This window comes from Streptomyces sp. NPDC015125 (assembly GCF_043080045.1).
Lineage (GTDB): Bacteria > Actinomycetota > Actinomycetes > Streptomycetales > Streptomycetaceae > Streptomyces.
Window position 1 is genome coordinate 17862 of sequence record NZ_JBIBVF010000005.1, and the last position, 15882, is coordinate 33743.

15 protein-coding genes and 1 pseudogene are annotated in these 15882 nt (G+C 69.5%); 2 read left to right on the forward strand and 14 right to left on the reverse strand.

The window, feature by feature from the left end; translation table 11 throughout:
• Positions 1 to 105: 105 nt before the first annotated feature.
• From ggt to ACF088_RS14385, 14 genes and pseudogenes are all read right to left on the reverse strand, one after another.
• Positions 106 to 1950 carry a gamma-glutamyltransferase gene (gene ggt, locus ACF088_RS14320; protein WP_392376055.1) on the reverse strand — a complete coding sequence of 615 codons (1845 nt, stop codon included), beginning with the start codon at positions 1948 to 1950 and terminating at the stop codon, positions 106 to 108.
• Between the two features lie 430 nt (positions 1951 to 2380).
• Positions 2381 to 2803, reverse strand: coding sequence for a TIGR03668 family PPOX class F420-dependent oxidoreductase (locus ACF088_RS14325; protein WP_392376056.1), 423 nt, complete (start codon positions 2801 to 2803; stop codon positions 2381 to 2383).
• Between the two features lie 25 nt (positions 2804 to 2828).
• Positions 2829 to 3653 (reverse strand): LLM class F420-dependent oxidoreductase, encoded by an 825-nt coding sequence (locus tag ACF088_RS14330; protein WP_392376058.1) that lies wholly within the window; start codon positions 3651 to 3653, stop codon positions 2829 to 2831.
• An 805-nt stretch (positions 3654 to 4458) separates the two neighbouring features.
• Positions 4459 to 4956 (reverse strand): hypothetical protein, encoded by a 498-nt coding sequence (locus ACF088_RS14335; protein ID WP_392376360.1) that lies wholly within the window; start codon positions 4954 to 4956, stop codon positions 4459 to 4461.
• A 617-nt stretch (positions 4957 to 5573) separates the two neighbouring features.
• Positions 5574 to 5924, reverse strand: a pseudogene (locus ACF088_RS14340) (TniQ family protein); the annotation flags it as partial.
• A gap of 128 nt (positions 5925 to 6052) precedes the next feature.
• Positions 6053 to 7276 carry a TniB family NTP-binding protein gene (locus tag ACF088_RS14345; RefSeq protein ID WP_392376060.1) on the reverse strand — a complete coding sequence of 408 codons (1224 nt, stop codon included), beginning with the start codon at positions 7274 to 7276 and terminating at the stop codon, positions 6053 to 6055.
• 138 nt (positions 7277 to 7414) lie between these two features.
• Positions 7415 to 7888, reverse strand: coding sequence for a hypothetical protein (locus ACF088_RS14350; protein ID WP_392376062.1), 474 nt, complete (start codon positions 7886 to 7888; stop codon positions 7415 to 7417).
• Between the two features lie 69 nt (positions 7889 to 7957).
• Positions 7958 to 8968 (reverse strand): hypothetical protein, encoded by a 1011-nt coding sequence (locus ACF088_RS14355; protein ID WP_392376063.1) that lies wholly within the window; start codon positions 8966 to 8968, stop codon positions 7958 to 7960.
• 70 nt (positions 8969 to 9038) lie between these two features.
• A complete protein-coding gene (locus ACF088_RS14360; protein ID WP_392376064.1) occupies positions 9039 to 9626 on the reverse strand; it encodes a hypothetical protein in 588 nt (195 codons plus the stop codon).
• Positions 9626 to 10447: a TnsA-like heteromeric transposase endonuclease subunit gene (locus ACF088_RS14365; RefSeq protein ID WP_392376065.1), complete on the reverse strand. Its 822-nt coding sequence runs from the start codon at positions 10445 to 10447 to the stop codon at positions 9626 to 9628. Before ACF088_RS14365 ends, ACF088_RS14360 begins: the two co-directional genes overlap by 1 nt.
• Positions 10448 to 10596: 149 nt before the next feature.
• Positions 10597 to 10848 (reverse strand): hypothetical protein, encoded by a 252-nt coding sequence (locus tag ACF088_RS14370; RefSeq protein WP_392376066.1) that lies wholly within the window; start codon positions 10846 to 10848, stop codon positions 10597 to 10599.
• Positions 10849 to 11105: 257 nt separating this feature from the next.
• A complete protein-coding gene (locus ACF088_RS14375) occupies positions 11106 to 12371 on the reverse strand; it encodes a multidrug effflux MFS transporter (protein ID WP_392376067.1) in 1266 nt (421 codons plus the stop codon).
• 3 nt (positions 12372 to 12374) lie between these two features.
• Complete coding sequence (locus ACF088_RS14380) at positions 12375 to 13019, reverse strand: NAD(P)-dependent oxidoreductase (RefSeq protein ID WP_244416035.1); 645 nt, start codon at positions 13017 to 13019, stop codon at positions 12375 to 12377.
• A gap of 23 nt (positions 13020 to 13042) precedes the next feature.
• Entirely contained in the window at positions 13043 to 13795 is a 753-nt protein-coding gene (locus tag ACF088_RS14385; protein ID WP_392376069.1) for an MBL fold metallo-hydrolase, read from the reverse strand.
• A gap of 81 nt (positions 13796 to 13876) precedes the next feature.
• Here ACF088_RS14385 and ACF088_RS14390 point away from each other — a divergent pair, with 81 nt between their 5' ends.
• Positions 13877 to 14506, forward strand: a complete 630-nt coding sequence (locus ACF088_RS14390) for a winged helix-turn-helix transcriptional regulator (RefSeq protein ID WP_392376070.1) — start codon at positions 13877 to 13879, stop codon at positions 14504 to 14506.
• A gap of 349 nt (positions 14507 to 14855) precedes the next feature.
• On the forward strand, positions 14856 to 15668 hold the full coding sequence (locus ACF088_RS14395; protein ID WP_392376071.1) for a hypothetical protein: 813 nt from the start codon (positions 14856 to 14858) through the stop codon (positions 15666 to 15668).
• The last annotated feature ends 214 nt before the right edge of the window (positions 15669 to 15882 follow it).

A 15882-nucleotide genomic window follows, 5' to 3' on the forward strand; every position in this document is an offset into this window, starting at 1 on the left:
AAAGGCCAAAGCAGGGCCGGGCCCGCAGCATCTCCGGGAACGGTGTACGGCCCACACCGCATACGACGCGGTCCCCTCCGGGGCATACCCCGGAGGGGACGGGCATCAGCGGGACTCGTTGAGCACCATGGCCGAACCGCCGCCACGGCGCTTGGGTTCGGCCACTGCCGTGACCTTGCCCTGCGGCAGGAATTCCAGGGCGGCCACCGCCCCGATCTCCGGTGACGGAGTGAAGGCCTTCGGAGCCAGGACGAAATGGTGGCCCATGGCTTCCAGCTTCTTGCGTGCGGGCGAGTCGAGGAAGGCCGGTTCGGCTTCGGTCGCCGTCTGGTTCCGTTGCGACAGCCGCGGTGCGGCGACCGCCGCCGGTAGCGACATACCGAGGTCCAGACGGTTGACCAGCGTCTGCAGCACCGTGGTGATGATCGTGGCACCACCCGGAGAACCGACGGCGATCATCGGCTTGCCGTCCCGCAGGACGATGGTCGGCGACATGCTGCTGCGCGGCCGCTTGCCGGGGCCCGGCAGGTTCGGGTCCGGGGTCCCCTTGGTGAGCGGTGCGAAGTCGAAGTCGGTCAGCTCATTGTTGAGGAGGAATCCGCGTCCGGGCACGGTGATGGCCGAGCCACCGGTCTGCTCGATCGTCAGGGTGTAGGAGACGACATTGCCCCAGCGGTCCGAGGTGACCAGATGAGTGGTCGAAGGCCCCTCGTGCGGTTGCTTGTTGCCGGTCTTGCGGGCACAGCCCGCGCCCGGATGGCGCGGGTCGGCGGGAGCCAGCGGGCTGGTCAGCGCCTTGTCGGAACGGATCAGGCAGGCCCGGTCCTTGGCGAACTCCTTGGAGAGCAGCGGCTTGGTGGGCACATCCGAGAACGCCGGGTCGCCCACCCAGCGGTTGCGATCGGCGAAGGAGATCCGGCTGGCCTCCAGGTAGTGGTGGAGCGCCTGGACCTTGTCGGCCTCGGAGAGGTGGAAGTTCCCCAGGATGTTCAGCGCCTCCCCCACCGTGGTGCCGCCGGCCGAGGACGGCCCCATGGAGTAGACGTCCAGACCGTGGTAGCCGGTCTTGGTCGGTTCCCTGCGTTTGGCGGTGTAGTCGGCGAGGTCGGCCGTCTGCATCAGGCCGGGACGGGCCTTGTGCCGGGCGCCGGGCGCCATCGGCGGCTTCTGGACGGTCCGCACCACATCGCGCCCCACCTCTCCGTGGTAGAGCGCGTCGACGCCCTTACGGGCGAGCAGTCGATAGGTGCGGGCGAGGTCGGGATTGCGGAAGCGTGCGCCGACCACCGGGAGTTTGCCGTGGGGCAGGAACAGGTCGGTGGTGGACTTGATGTCGCGGAACCGCTTCTCGTTCATGGCCGTCTGGGCCCGGAACTCGTCGTTGACCACGAAGCCGTCGTCAGCGATCCGGGTGGCCGGACGCAGGGCGTTCGCCAGGGAGACCGTGCCCCAGTCCTTGAGCGCCTTCTGCCACGTCGCCGGCGTGCCCGGGACACCGACCGACAGGCCTGAGTTGATGGCGTCCTCGGTGGGGAGGGGCTTGCCCGTCGAACGGTCGAGGAAGGAGTCCGCGCGCATGCTGCGCGGAGCGGTCTCCCGGCCGTCGAGGGTGTGCACCTTCTTGTCCTTGGCGTCGTAGAAGACCATGTAGCCGCCCCCGCCCACCCCTGCCGAGTAGGGCTCGACCACGCCGAGCGCGGACGCGGTGGCCACCGCCGCATCCACCGCGTTGCCTCCCTTGCGCAACACCTCGAGCCCGGCCCGGGAGGCGTACGGGTTGACGCTGGAGACGGCGCCACCGCTGCCGGTGGCCACCGCCTTCTTCGCCGGCGGCCGCTCCTTGGCGTCGGCGGCCGACGGGGCGGCGTTGACCTGGCACGCGGTGGCCAGCAGGGAAAGACTGAGCGCGGCCGCTGATGCGGCGGCGACAGCGGTACGACGGACAGCCATTCGGCCTCCACGACTTCACTGTGATGCTTTCGAGGGATCCCCGAACCCTGGCACCGCTCGGGCGAGGGAGCAACGCCGCGCTCCAAGGTTTGCGCGAGATCTGAGGTTTCCCTCCGGTAACCCGTCCGGAGGTCCGGGGTGCCGAAGGGCGCTCCGGGGGCACGGCGGCGCCCCGCGCACAAGGGGGCTCCGGGGTACGGCGGCGCCCCGCGCACGCGGCGGCAGGGGAAGGGGAACAGCGGCTCGGACCGCCGGCGGCGCAAGCAACAGTCCCCGGCTGGACGGGGGAGGCCAGCCGGGGACTACAGGGCGTGTGCCCCGCGCATCGCCGCCAAAACGTGCGGGCCCGGTCGAGGTGCGCACCTGCACGGTCCATGGGTGCGCGTCGGTTGCGGGAGCCACGCTCCGTACCCCGTTCGGCAAGGGCCGGTCAGGTGGCGCGCCACCCCGACCAGCGGCCCACCGCGATCTCCACCACGGGTCCTTCCGGCGGGCGGCCGGCGTACTGCTGCCGGTACTTCCGTACCAGCAGGTCTACGTATCGCGCCGACACCGCCGATTCGCCGGCCGGTGGCAGCACCACGGCGGTGCCGTCCGCCCGCGCCCACCACAAACGGTCCCAGTCCTCGTCATATCCGTCGACGAGGAGACACACCTCGGAATGGGCACGGATATGGGCCAGCCGCTTCAAACGGACCGTCCGCTTCGGTTTGTGGTCCACGGCGAAGACGACGGTGTCCCCGGTGACGGCGAAGACCGCGGGGACCAGGTGCGGGCGGCCGGAGTCGTCGACGGTCGCGAGCCGGCCGATCCGGGCCCGGGTGAAGTGCTCCCGGGCCTGGCCGTTCGTCATCCTCGGCACTGCGGGACCCCAGTTCTCACCGGAAGCGCTGCGCGACGTCGGCGAGCTCGTCCAGGTAGGCCATCGTCGCGGCCTCCGGCATCGTGGGCAGGTAGAACAGCAGCCGCTCCACATCGAGCTGGAGGTACTTCTCGATGGTCTCCGGGTCCTTCGCCACTGCATAGACGGTCACCGGCACGTCCCGCCCCGCGATGTTCCGCATCAGGTCGATCTTCGACCCGAGCTCCTGGGGCGGCAGACTGTTGGCCAGCCAGGCGTCGCCCAAGGCGGCCACCCGTTCGAAGGCCGCCTCCCCGCCACCCACATAGAGGGGCGGGTGCGGTCGCTGCACCGGCTTCGGCCAGGAGTAGACGGGGTCGAAGTCGACGAACTCCCCGTGGAACTCGGCCTTGTCCTTCGTCCACAGCTCGCGCATGGCCCGCAGCCGCTCGTCGACGAGGCGGCCCCGGGTACGCGGATTCGTCCCGTGGTTCTCCAGCTCCTCCTTGTTCCAGCCGACACCGATCCCGAAGACGGCCCGCCCGCCGGAGACGAGGTCCAAAGAGGCCACCTCCTTGGCCGTGATGATCGGGTCCCGCTGTGCCACCAGCGCGATCCCGGTGCCCAGCAGGATCCGCTCGGTCACCGAGGCGGCCGCGGCGAGCGCGACGAACGGGTCGAGGGTGCGGTAGTAGATGTCCGGCAGCTCACCGCCGGCCGGGTAGGGCGAGCGGCGGTCCACCGGGATGTGGGTGTGCTCGGCGATGAGCAAGGAATCGAGTCCTCGTTGCTCGACCGCACGCCCGAGTGGCGCGGGCGCGATGCCCTGGTCGGTAATGAACGTCGACACACCGAACTTCACAACGGCTCCCTCGGTTCCACTTCTCGGGTGTGCAGGTTCGCGAGCGCGCGAGCGCGCAAATCCGCGGCCATGAGCAGGTACCCCGATCGCCGCCGGCACAACAACTCGTTCAGCCGACCGAGCGATGCCCCTCCGCCCGGCGCGCGCGATGCACGTCGATACGCACGTTATGACGCACGTTATGACGCACGTCGTGACGCACGTTATGACGCACGTTATGACGCACGTTGTGACCCCTTCGACGCATTCGGCGCTCCCACCTGACGGATCGGCAGTTCCGCCCGGCAGCCGCCTTGCTCGCCAAGGCGGCGCGCCCCCCTACCGGCGGGAGGGAGAGACCGTGGCACGGGTGGTACGCACTGTGACCGAGGATCGTAGTTGGCGGGTGATGCTCCCTGCGGCGCAGGTCGTCAGCAGCGAGAGGGAGCTGGTTGGCGGATCTTGAGGGCGATAGTTGGCGGCCCAGGGTGTGCGTTGATCACGGTGTGTGAGTGACGGTTGTGATCAGCTGCCTGGCGTGGTCTTCGAGGGCCCTGCAAAGGCCGGCGGAGGGGATGGGTTGTTCTTGCGATTCCCAGCGCCGGAGAAGGGTCAAGTGCGGCAAATCGTCGGTTCGTGTTCGGTCGTCGGGCCGCATTGGCAGCTGGAAGACTGGTGCGAGGGTGAACTCGCTGCCGGTGACGTAGCTCCAGACGAAGGCGGATGCGCACTCTCGGGTGCGTTCTGTCGGCTTGGGACCTCTACCTCGACGGTGAAGGCGGCAGAGCTCGTCCCAGGTCCTGTCGTCGATGGACCAGCGGGAGAACTACATGCGGCGGGCCCGGTAGTCGATGCTCTCCTCGCCGCTGACGTGCTCGGCCAGGCGTTTCAGCGTGGCCGGTAGGTCCCGGTCCTTGAGGTCTTGATAGGGGTTCAGTGGTTTGACCCGCAGTCGGCCCCGGGTGGTCCAGGACGTTGGGATTCCGAGGAAGGCTGCCGCTCCCAGGAAGTTCATGTCGCTGATCGCTTGGACCAGGTGGACCGGGAGAATGCGGCGGAGTCGTTGGCGGCTGGTGAGGGCCTGCTCGGAGTCCTCCAGGGTGGCGGCGAGCAACCAGGAGCTGGGAAGGGACTGCGGGATGTGCTCGGGAGCGATCCCGAAGTCCGTGAGGGTGTGGGTCGGGGCGAAGAGTTTCTGGGTGGTGTTCGCCTTGGAGGCCCGCAGTGTCGGGGCTCCCTGACGGATCCAGTCGGCAGAGAGTCTGTGCCGGTAGACCTGGTCGATCCAGCGCCGGAGCGAGGGAGAAGCCTCGTGAGCGAGCATGGGCCAGGTCCTGCCGCAGCGGAGATCGTCGCGGGTGGGAAGATTCCGTAGCAGCTGGGGCAGGGCGCTGCGCGGTCCGGAAGAATCCTGCGCGAGCAGGTGGTAGGCCGCAAAGAGAAGACCGGCCGTCGCGATCGCGTCACCGGGTGGTGCGCTCCAGACGCCCGTGGGTGGCGAGCTGGCGCTTTCGGCCGCTGGGCCGGGGCTGTGACCGTCCTGCTGCTGCGGTGCGAGATGCGCTTCCAGAATGGCCCGGGTCGCGGCGGGGGCGAGTTCGGCCGCGACCCGGGCCAGCCCGCCTGGATCAGGGAGATGGCGACCTGGAGATCGGCGAACCGCTGGGAGACGACTTCTGCGGGCTCGTCACCGTCCAGGAGGTCCAGTAATACGGTCTGCAGGTCCGCGAGTTCTGGGGTGAGGGCCGTAGGGGCTGGTTCGGCGCCGTCGAGGCGGTGACCGCAGACTTCACGCTTGCCGGAACCGTCAAGCCAGTTGCGGCATTGGGCGGGGTGGAGCCTGGGCGCGTTGGCGGCGGGCAGCAAGGCCAGGGGACCCCCTGATCTGCCGCTGAGCGCGGGCAGTCGGCAGCGCGGGCACTCGCTGCGAAGGAAGGTCCAGTGATCGAGGCAGGCGAAGACGACAGCCAGCCGCCACTGTCGCTTCCAGGGCCCGCCATGGCGGTTCTGGATCGGGCTTCCATCGCCTGCGAGACAGGCCGGGCAGTAACGTGAATGGTTCACCAGCAGCCAGGGCTGGGACAGTCTGCGGGGGCGGGGAATGCTTCCCGGGCGGACCAGCGCCCGCGCAAGGGCGGGGTAGCGATCGGCGTAGGGCCTGAGCGTCAGCGCGTCGGCGTCCGCGGAGGTCATCCGGGTCACGTCGGCGAAGGCGTGCAGGCGAGCCGACTGCATCATCAGCAGGTGTGCCGCGGAGACCCTGGCATGGGGATCATCTGGGGGAATCAGCATCACGCGCCGTGCAACTGGTGCGGAGTCAGGTCGAGTCGGTGAGTCAGGCGGAGAAGGAAGCCGGGCAGGCTCTCCTCGGGCAGGGGTTCAAGACTCCTGGGCAGCGGGGCTTGGGCGGCAGGCATGGGTCAGCCCGTCCTGTCGTCGGCAGTGCGCGGTCCGTGATCGTCGAAGACGGTGTTGCGAGGCCGGCGTTTCGCGCCGGAGCGCCGGCGAGCGGCGGGTGCCGTGGCCGCGGGGACGGGTTCGTCGGGGGCGTCGGTCATCTCTTCCCGCCGCAGGACGATCTCGTCGAGCAGGTCCTCGTCGAGGACCTCTCTTCCGCCGTCCATCGCTTCCTGGCCGCCGTCTTCGATGAGCCGCCCGAGCAGTCCGACGACGCCGCCGGTGCGACGCATCAGGTATTCCGGCATGGTGCCGTCGGTGAGCATGCCCCGCTCCGCGTTCAGCAGCCGCAGATGCCGCTCGATCCCGTCGAGGTGGTTGACGAACGCCTGGATCTGCTTCGGCGTGGTGTAGCGGAAGCGGTCGAGTTCGATCAGTTCGAAGCGGTGCTCTGTCTGAGTGATCTCCAGGCCGTGGATGCGGGTCGACTCCAGCGGGGGCATCTCCCACTGCCCGGACCTCTTGTTCCACTTGGCCTCCCGCAGCAGCCCGATCCCGGGGATGTTGACGGCGGTGAGGATCAAGGTGACGTCCAGACTCATGAAGGCCCGGATCAGGTCGAGGACGTCCTGGTCGTCGGCCCGGTGCATGCGCAGCCGGCCGACATCGTCCAGGATCAGCGCCTTGACTCCGTGGTCGTGCAGGGAGTCGGCGACTTGCCGTACCAGTTCCGGCAGAGTGGCCGACTTGCGCATCTCGGCGCGGAAGAAGCCCAGGATCGAGGCGCAAAGACTCTTCGGTGTCGCCGTCACCGGAGTCGAGACATAGACGACCGGCGCGTGGATGTCACGGGTGCCCGGCAGAGCCCCGGGCTTGAGGTAGCCGTGCATCTGCAGCCAGTGGTCCTCGAAGACGTCCGCGGTCGAGCAGACGGATGCCGTCTTGCCGTAGTTGCCCCAGCCGCTGACCATGACGCCGGCGCGTGTGGGGTCGTCCTGCTTCATCGTGTTCCCGCGCAGTCGGCGGCGGATCAGCCTGCCCACCTTGTCGTGCATGGGGGTGTCCTGCAGCGGAAGGTTCGCGTTCGTCAGATGGCGGAAGAGGTCGTAGTCCGCGCGGCGGCTCTCCGGGATCGTCCTCCACTGCTGCAGCGAGATCGCCGGAGCGGGAAGGAGCAGGCCGCGGCGTGAGCGGTAGCTCTGCCAGCCGACGTAGGTGTCGCGCGGCGGGTGCCCGCCCAGGATCAACTCAGCGATCCTGGACCGTGAAGGCAGGCCCTCCAGCGGATCAGCGTGCGAGGGTCTCGGGTCACGCGTCGTCCTCCCGGACAGTCGTCTCGGCGTCCGCGTCGTCGCGTGGCGGCGGCAGGAACATGGGCCGCCGGTTCAGGGCCTCGTGCAGCGTCGGCGGAGCCACCGGCCGGTTCCGGCGAGTTCCTCTTCCCGTCGCCGGCGGCGGTCGCTGTCGACCGCCCTGTCGATCATGCGGGCGTGCTCCACCCAGGCCGCAGGCATCCGCGCCGCAGACAGCTCGTCCGCGGGGGCCGGCTCGGCGGGACGGTCGGCCGCCGCGGTCTGCGCGCGGGCGATCTCACGGGCCTGGGCGACGCGCCGCTTCTTCCCCGCCTTCTTCCCGGCCTGGCTCGGCCACTCGTCGACGGGGGTGACCGAGCCGAGGATTCCAAGCAGATGCTCCAACAGCTCATCCTCGGAATGGATCTTGATGTTGTTCGCCTTCACGTGTCCCAGGAGAGCGTCGGCGGTCGTGTCGGAGAAGGCGGGAATCTCACCCTCGGGCGGCAGCCCTCGCCAGCGCAGGACGTGCCAGGTCTCGTGGTCCGCCGGGTCTTGGAAGAACACCTGCCGGCGCTCCCTGCGGTCACTGCGGACCACCCACTGGCTCGCGTGCCTGCCGCCTCGGGCGGAGGGCTACTGGAAGCGCGGCTCGTCGAGGACCGGGTGGTGATACCAGAGCCCGAGGATCTTCACTCCGCGACGCGGATGGATCTTCACGTGGTGCTTGCGTAGGACCTTGTAGTAGAAGCCCGGTTCGGGAAAGTCCAGGTCGAAACCGCCCTGCTCCATCGCCGCGGCGAACAGGGTGTTGGGGCTGTGGTCCTCACCCGGTGCCCAACTCGGGGCATATTCGCCTAGTTTGCGGTTCTGCCAGATCTGGACGATCCAGGTCGCGATGACGTGTTCGGCCTGCGCGAGTGTCAGGCTCGCATCGCGTTCCGGGTCGGCTCCGCGGTCCGCGACGTCGCCGCCGGTGAAGCCCAGCAGGTGCTCGAAGAGCATGGTCTGGATCGTGAGGAACTGCCGCTCGACCGCGAACTTGTCGGTCTGCCGCAGCACGCGGGCAGGCAGGATCCGGCAGCCGATCTCGCGTTCGGCTTCCACCAGGTCGTGGTTCTTGTAGGGGCCGCCGTGGTCGGTGGTGACCGTCTCCGGGGCGAAGAACGGCAGAGCGGCGACCCGGTGCCCGGTGAACTCGGCGATCACGTCGGCCGGGACCCCGGCGTAGGGCCACTCCATGTCCTCGCCCCAGCCCTCCCGCATCGGAAGCGGCAGCATCACGTCCCGCAGCAGCATCGCGACGTCGACCGAGGTGTCGGACTGCAGCGTGAGCCGGAAGGCCGGCAGCCCGTGCCTGTAGAGATCGAGCGCGAGGGTCAACGTCGCGGTGACCGCGACGCCGAACACGGTCTCGCGCAGCTTCACCGGCATCGGAGTCGAGTCCAGCACCAGGACCTGACCCGGCCGGTGGACCACCATCCGGCCCGAAACACCGGCCTCCGCGGCGGCCTGAGCCGTCCGTCCGTAGCGCGGCCGGGCGCCACCGGGCCCGAACCACTCCTTCCAGACGTCCGCGAACGTCCAACGGGAAGGGATCCTCTCGGCCGGAAACGCCGGAAACCGCTCACGCATGTACTGGTGCATCAACCGGTGCCTGGCAGCCAGGCTCAGGCGGGCGCGTTCCCCGCACTCGGCCTTGACCGCGAAGATCGCCTCACGGACCCTCCTCGGTGACGCTGCGATGGCCACTGCGGCGCCGGGTCCAGCGTCCGTCCGCGCAGGCCAGCAGGAGACTGTCACCCGCGAGTCCCGACAGACGCTCCAGCGTCCGGAAACTGAGGTGCTGCAGACCGAGCCGGACCGCCTCCAGACGGGGCATCGCCTTCATCTCCGCCGCCTTCGCGTACCGACGCTGGGTCAGCGTCGTGCGGCCCGGGTCGTAGTCAGGTCGGGGCTCGCCCGGCAGGGCCCGAGCCGGGTGCCCCTCCCGGAACCCCGTCTCGACCTCCAGCACATGAGCGGCCCGCAGCCGGGCCCGCTCCAGCTGGTCATCGGTCAGGTCGGCCAGTGTCCTCGGCTGCCGCGAGACCGGCGCCAGCCGCTCCGGCGCTTCGGCCGCCGGCAGGAGCCGCAGGTCGGCGTGGTTGATGAGCCAGCGGAACGAGCGGGTCTCAGCATGGCCGCCACCATCCACGAGCACGAGCCGGCCGAGCTGGCCGTGGACCTCCTCAACCGTCCACTCAACGCCGTTGAGCGCGACCCGCCTGCCCGGCGCGATCTGCAGAAACGCCCTCGCCGCCATCACACCCCCCAGATCAGCGAGCTGTCGCGCAAGGGACTGCCCAGATCAACTCCGAGCTCGCGCTGCCAGAGCAGCCGGACGACGTTGGCCCGGCCGACGGCAGGCACGCTGGTCGCGTCCGCCAGCGCGGAGAACGTCATCACGCGCCCTTTCCGGCCGCCGATGATCGTCAGCAGCTGATCCCGCATGCCCAACAGATCCCTCACCGGCCGACGACGCGACGACAAGTGGTCAAGGACGCTCCAGACGTGCGGGCGCCAGCCCGCGACCACCGAGTACCGCCAGCCGCACGCAGCCGCCATCTCCCTGGCCGCAGCGAACTTCAGCGCGTCCTCGTCCTTGATCGGTCCCATCGGGCGTACGTCCATCAGCCACATCCCGCCGCCGATCACGGCCAAGTAGTCAGGGATGTGCCAGGACGACCCGCCCTTGTGCGCAAAGTCCAGCCGGAACGGCTGCGACAGCACCTCCGACGCCCCCACGAAGTCCAGCGCGACCAGAAGCCGCACTTCCTCGAGCGACTCGAAGCCGTGCCCCCTGCCCGTGGACGCCATCACCTCCAGGCCAGGACGATGCCGCTGCTTCGCCCGCCAGGTGAACCCCCGCATCGGCCGCGACGACAGCACCGGAACATGAGCCATGTCGCGGACCGGCCAGCAGACTTCACCAGCACCCACCCGCCACGTCGAACTCCACCGACAGATCCAGCCATCCGCGAGATCGAGTTCATCCCGAAATGCGGCATCCCCGCTGTACACCGCGACAAGCTCGTCGAGACGACTTGAGTCCGACCGGATCCCTGCCCTGGCACTCGCGCTCACTCACCCACAGCACCACCACCCACGTGGCGACAGGGCCCGATCTTCGGAACTGACCACAACGCAGTGTTACGGAAGCAAGATCCGCCAACTACTGCACTGTCGTCTGCCACGGGAACGTCAGTGGGTTTGCCATGAGAAGTGTCAGTCGATCAGCGCTTGATACGTCCTCGGATGGCGAGGGCGGCGAGGCCGAGGAGGACGGGTTCGGTAAGGCGTGAGGCCATCTCGGTGTAAGTGCCAGCCGTCGTGAGGTTTTGGCCGGAGGACCGGAAGATCACTGAGTTCACCACCACCCGCAGGCTCTTCTCGAACCGATTGGTCGAGAGCCGCTCTTGGAGTGGCCCCGAAGGGTTGACAGGGGCGGGGGTGTCGGTGGTGAGCCGGATGTTCTGGTTGGTCACCTTCCCGATCGCTTCCGACTTCGGATCGCTGGTGGGCAGGCCCCACATAGCCGCGAAGAGCGACTACCGCCGTTCGCGATGAGGTGGGGGTCAGTGCCGGAGGTGCAGTGCTCCCGCGGGCGCCGACCGCGGAGCGCGGTGGGAAACCTCGGCTTAGCAACTCATCATCGGGTGGCCCTCGGCCTAGGCGTCTCTCATAAACGGTACGTCCGTCACGCTGATCGCGAATCACCCTGTTCGCCAGACGCTGGCCCGATTCACTGGATGCCGGCTCGTCTGCGATCGATGTGCCGGCGCGGTCGCCGGTGCCCGGCAGGTCCTTGGCGAGCCGGCCTGCGAGTGCGCTCACCGGGCATCGACCGGGTGAGGACGCCGAGTGTGAGCAGAGCGAGCGCCGGCAGCACGGCGACGATGATTCCCATCGGCAAGGCGTCGGTGGCGCCACCCGCGCCGGCCAGCGGAGCAAGTGCCCCGCCGATCATGAACTGGCTGAAGCCGAGCAGCGCGGCGGCCGACCCGGCGTGTCCGCCGTGGTCGGCCAGGGCCTGGGCCGCGGCGTTCGGCATGACGAGGCCCACGCTGGAGACCAGGACGAACAGGCCGATCAGGAGCGCGGGCAGGGGTGCCCGTGTCAGCACCGCGGCCAGAACCGTGGTGCCACCGGCTGTCGCGCCCAGCAGACCGGCGAGCAGCAGCACGCGGGCGCCGGCCCGGGCCACCAGCCGGCCGCTGATCTGGGCGGCCGCAATGAGTCCGGCGGCGTTGACGGCGAACACGGCGCTGTACTGCTGCGGTGACAGGCCGTGGATTTCCTGCAGGACGAACGGCGAGCCGGAGATGTAGGCGAACATCGCCGCGAAGACCAGGCCGTTGGCCAGGACGTACCCGGTGAAGACCCGGTCGCTGAGCAGCTGCCCGACGACAGCCAGCAGCGGCTGGCGTGACGCGGAGGACCGGGTCTCCGGCAGTCCTGCGGCGGAGGCCGCCAGCATCACGGCGCCGAGCACGGCCAGGGCCACGAAGATTCCGGGCCAGGCCGTGACGCGCAGTAGCTGGCCGCCGAGGACCGGCGCGAACACCGGCGCCAGGCCGGTGATCAAGGTCAGTGCGGAGAAGAGACGTGCGGTGCGGGTTCCGGAGGTGTGGTCGCGGACCATGGCGTTGGCGATGACGATGCCGAACGCCCCGCCGATGCCCTGGACCAGGCGTAGGCCGACGAAGGTCCGGACGTCGGGCGCCACCGCGCAGAGCGCGCTGGCGATCGTGTAGAGGGCGAGGCCCGCCAGCAACGGACGCCGCCGGCCGTAGGTGTCGCTCAGCGGCCCGGCGATCAGCTGCCCGATGGCCAGCCCGGCCAGGCAGGCGGTGATGGTGAGCTGGGTGGCCGCGGCGCTGGCGCGCAGGTCGCCGGCGAGGGCCGGCAGTCCGGGCAGGTAGCCGTCGATGGACAGTGGTCCCAGGGCCACGAGCGCTGCGAGCAGGACGATGAATCGGGTTTGCCGGCCGGCGGCGTCGTTGCTCATGGCTCAGTACGCCACGGTGATGCGGCGGCGGATCGCGGTGCCGCTCTCGATCGTGTCGGCCAAGGCGATCGCGTAGTCGGCGTACGAGATGCGGCTGTTGCCGTCGTCGTCGGTGAGCAGGGTGTCCCCGGCGCTGCGGTAGGCCCCGGTCCGCTCGCCCGCTCCGATGACTGCGGCGGGCGACACGTACGTCCAGTCGAGGTCGTGCACGCCGCGGTAGAGGTCGAGCGCTTCGGACTGGGCCTCGGCGTTGGCCTTCCACAGCGCGGGGAAGTCCGGGTCGTCCATGACCCGGGCGCCGGTCGGCGTGCGTAGGCTACCGGCACCGCCGATGGTGACCAGGCGGGTGACGCCGGCTCGGCGGAGTCCGTCGATCAGCGCACGGGCGGCACCGACGATCGTGGCGCGGTCGCTTTCCTGGCCGATCCGGGGGCCGACGGCCGAGAGCACGGCGTCGTGGGAGGCGGCGAGGCCGGCGACCGCCGCGGGGTCGGTGACGTCACCGGTGGTCACGGTCAGGGCCTTGTGCTTGAGTCCGTCGATGTGGCCGGCTCGGGTGACCGCGGTGACGGTGTGGCCGCGACGCAGTAGTTCCTCGGTGGTGGGCCGGCCGATGTTGCCGCTGGCACCGAACAGGACGATCTTCATGTGTTGCTCCTTGTTTCTGATGGTCAGAGGACGGGCTGGCCGTCGGCGATGATGGCCGCGGTGATGCCGCGCTCGTCGGCGGCGTGCTGGAAGCGCTGCTCGATGTCGGGTTGTTCGGTGTAGAACGGCGGGTTGTGGAACAGGCCGTAGTGCATGGCGCAGACGGTGCCGGCGCCGAGTGCGACGGCGGCCTCGACGCCCTGCTCAGGGGTCATGGTCGCCGGGACGTTGGCCGCGTAGCCCTCGAAGTGGGCGATGACACCGTTGACCGGGACGAACGCGACGTCGAACGGGCCGTGGTCGCGGGCGATCTGCCACCAGCTGCCGTGCCACTGGGTGTCGCCGCAGTGGATGACCCGCCGGCCGGTGCCTTCGACGACCCAGGCGACCTGGTCACAGTCGTTGCCGCGCCAGTCCAGCGAGGTCACCGGGGTGACGGTCAGCTTTCCGATGCGGCGTGACTGGCCCAGGTCCTGGGCTACGGGGGTGATGCCCACCTCGCGCAGCGCCGCCGCACTCGGGGTGTGGCAACCGATCGTGCCGGTGGCCGCGATCCGGGCGATCAGGTCGTGGTCGTAGTGGTCGGGGTGCAGGTGGGTGATGAGGGCGTGGGTGCCGGGCGGGGTATCGACCGGGTCGACCGGCCGGTGCGGCGGCCCCATCACCGGCGCCAGCGGAGTGACGTTCTCGAGCGGATCGATCAGCAGGCGGGTGTCGCCGAGACGGATCTCGACGCCGGCCCAGGCCAGCCGACGCACGGAAAGGGTGGGGGTCATGGGCAGCGACGCTAGACCGACGTTGTTGAGAAAGTCAACAAGAGAGTTTTGAATCTCAACACCACGATGTAGGGTGGTGGCATGCGCACCTACGGGCAGTACTGCGGCATCGCGAAAGCACTGGACACCATCGGCGACCGATGGACCCTGCTGATCGTCCGTGAACTGCTCGCCCTGGGTCCTTGCCGGCACACCGACCTGCGCAACGGGCTGCCCGGGATCGCCAGCAACCTGCTGGTCGACCGGCTCCGCGAACTCGAGGAAGCCGGCCTGATCCACCGCGAGGCCGCCCCGCCGCCGGTGGCCACCACCCTGTTCTCCCTCACCGAGCGTGGCCGCGCGCTGGAGCCGGTGCTGCAGGAGCTGAGCCGGTGGGGCGTGCCGCTGTTGCGTGAGCCGGGCGGCAACGAAACCTTCCGCACCCACTGGCTGGACATGCCCGCCCGGGCACTGACCGACCACCGCCCCGACCAGCCGGCAATCGCCCTGCAACTGCACGCCGACGGCAACGAAGACCTGGTCATCGAAGTCAAGGACGGCTCGGTGCACACACACGCCGGCCGGGTCGACCACCCCACCGCGTCACTGACCGGACCGCCGCACCTGCTGGCCGCCACCCTGCTCGGCGACCTCGATCTGAGCGCCGCAGTACAGCAAGGCCTGCGGCTCAGCGGCGAACACGAGGCAGTAATGCGCATCCTGCCCCGCTGATCGACCGGCCGCTCGCGGGCCTGCGGTCTCAAGCTCTACCGAGTCTGCGCCGGTCTCAAAAACGACGCGGCCGACATCATCGCCGCCCACCTCGCCCACCGCCGCGCGGACGGCGCCGGCACCCGCCGCCGCTTCTTCGCCGACCCCAAGAACCCCGAACTCGAAGCCACCGACCGCGCCCTGACCGAGGTCGTGCTGCGCACCTGCCGACGCATCGGCATCGATCCGCTCTGGCTCCACCGCGGCTCCTGCCAAGGCACACAGCTCGGCTCCGGCCCCGCCCCCTCACCGACTGGATGGCCGCGCGCCGCCTCGACGTGGAGATCCTCAGCGACCAGGGCGCCGCCCTGTGACCGGCCCCGGCCCCTACAAGCCCCCGCGCTACAAACCCCGTGGCTGGGGCGAGGAACTGCGCCGCCGCCAGCACAACGCGGGCATGTCCGCGTGGGAGCTCGCGGACCTCCTCGGCGTCCACGAGCACGACATCTCCCTGGACCACCTGCCCAACCAGCCGCTGCACGTCGTCCTCGAACTCGCCCGTCGCCTCGACCTCCACCCCGGCGACCTCACCCCGTACGTCGCCGAGGTCTACAACCGCCCCCGCCACTACGACGCCCAGTTCCCGACCGAGCCCGCCCCCGGCACCGACACGGACGCCCTCGCCGTCCTCAACGCGCTCGCCCACGCCGGCCGCCCGATCACCGCCGACTTCCTCACCGAATCCCTCGGCTGGGACCTCGACCGCGTCAGCGACGCCATCGAACGCGCCTGGACGTACCCCCACCTCGCCGGTCCGTACGCCCTGCGGCGCGCAGCCCCCGCCCACTTCACCCTCAGCCCGCGCCTGGACATCCTCACCGATCGGCAGATGAACTGGGTCCATCCCGCCAACCACACCGAGCCCTGGCGGCACCCGCAAGATGCGCACTACCGGCCGCTCCAGCGCGACGTCCTCAGCAGTCAGGACGCGGCCGTGCTGTTCCAGGCATCCTACGACGGCACCGTCTCCACCGACCCCGAGGAGCCGACCGCGGCCACCGTCGCGGGCCTGCTCGACGCCGGGCTCCTGGTCCGCGCCGACGACGGCACCGCCGTCCTGGCCGACGACGTCCGGTACAGCCTCCGCCTCACCGACGCCGACGACGACAGCACTGCCTACTGACACACCTCATGGCAGAACCACTGACATCCAGTGGCAGACTCCGCTGACGTCCCGATGGCAGACGACAGTTACGGAAGCAAGATCCGCCAACTACTGCACTCATCCGCCAAGTAAAAATCTCGGTCGCACGCACCCAGAGCCGACCAGAGCCGACCATCACCCATTGGATAAAATGAAGGTTAAATTCAAGGGTAAATGATGCTAGCCTCGGAAA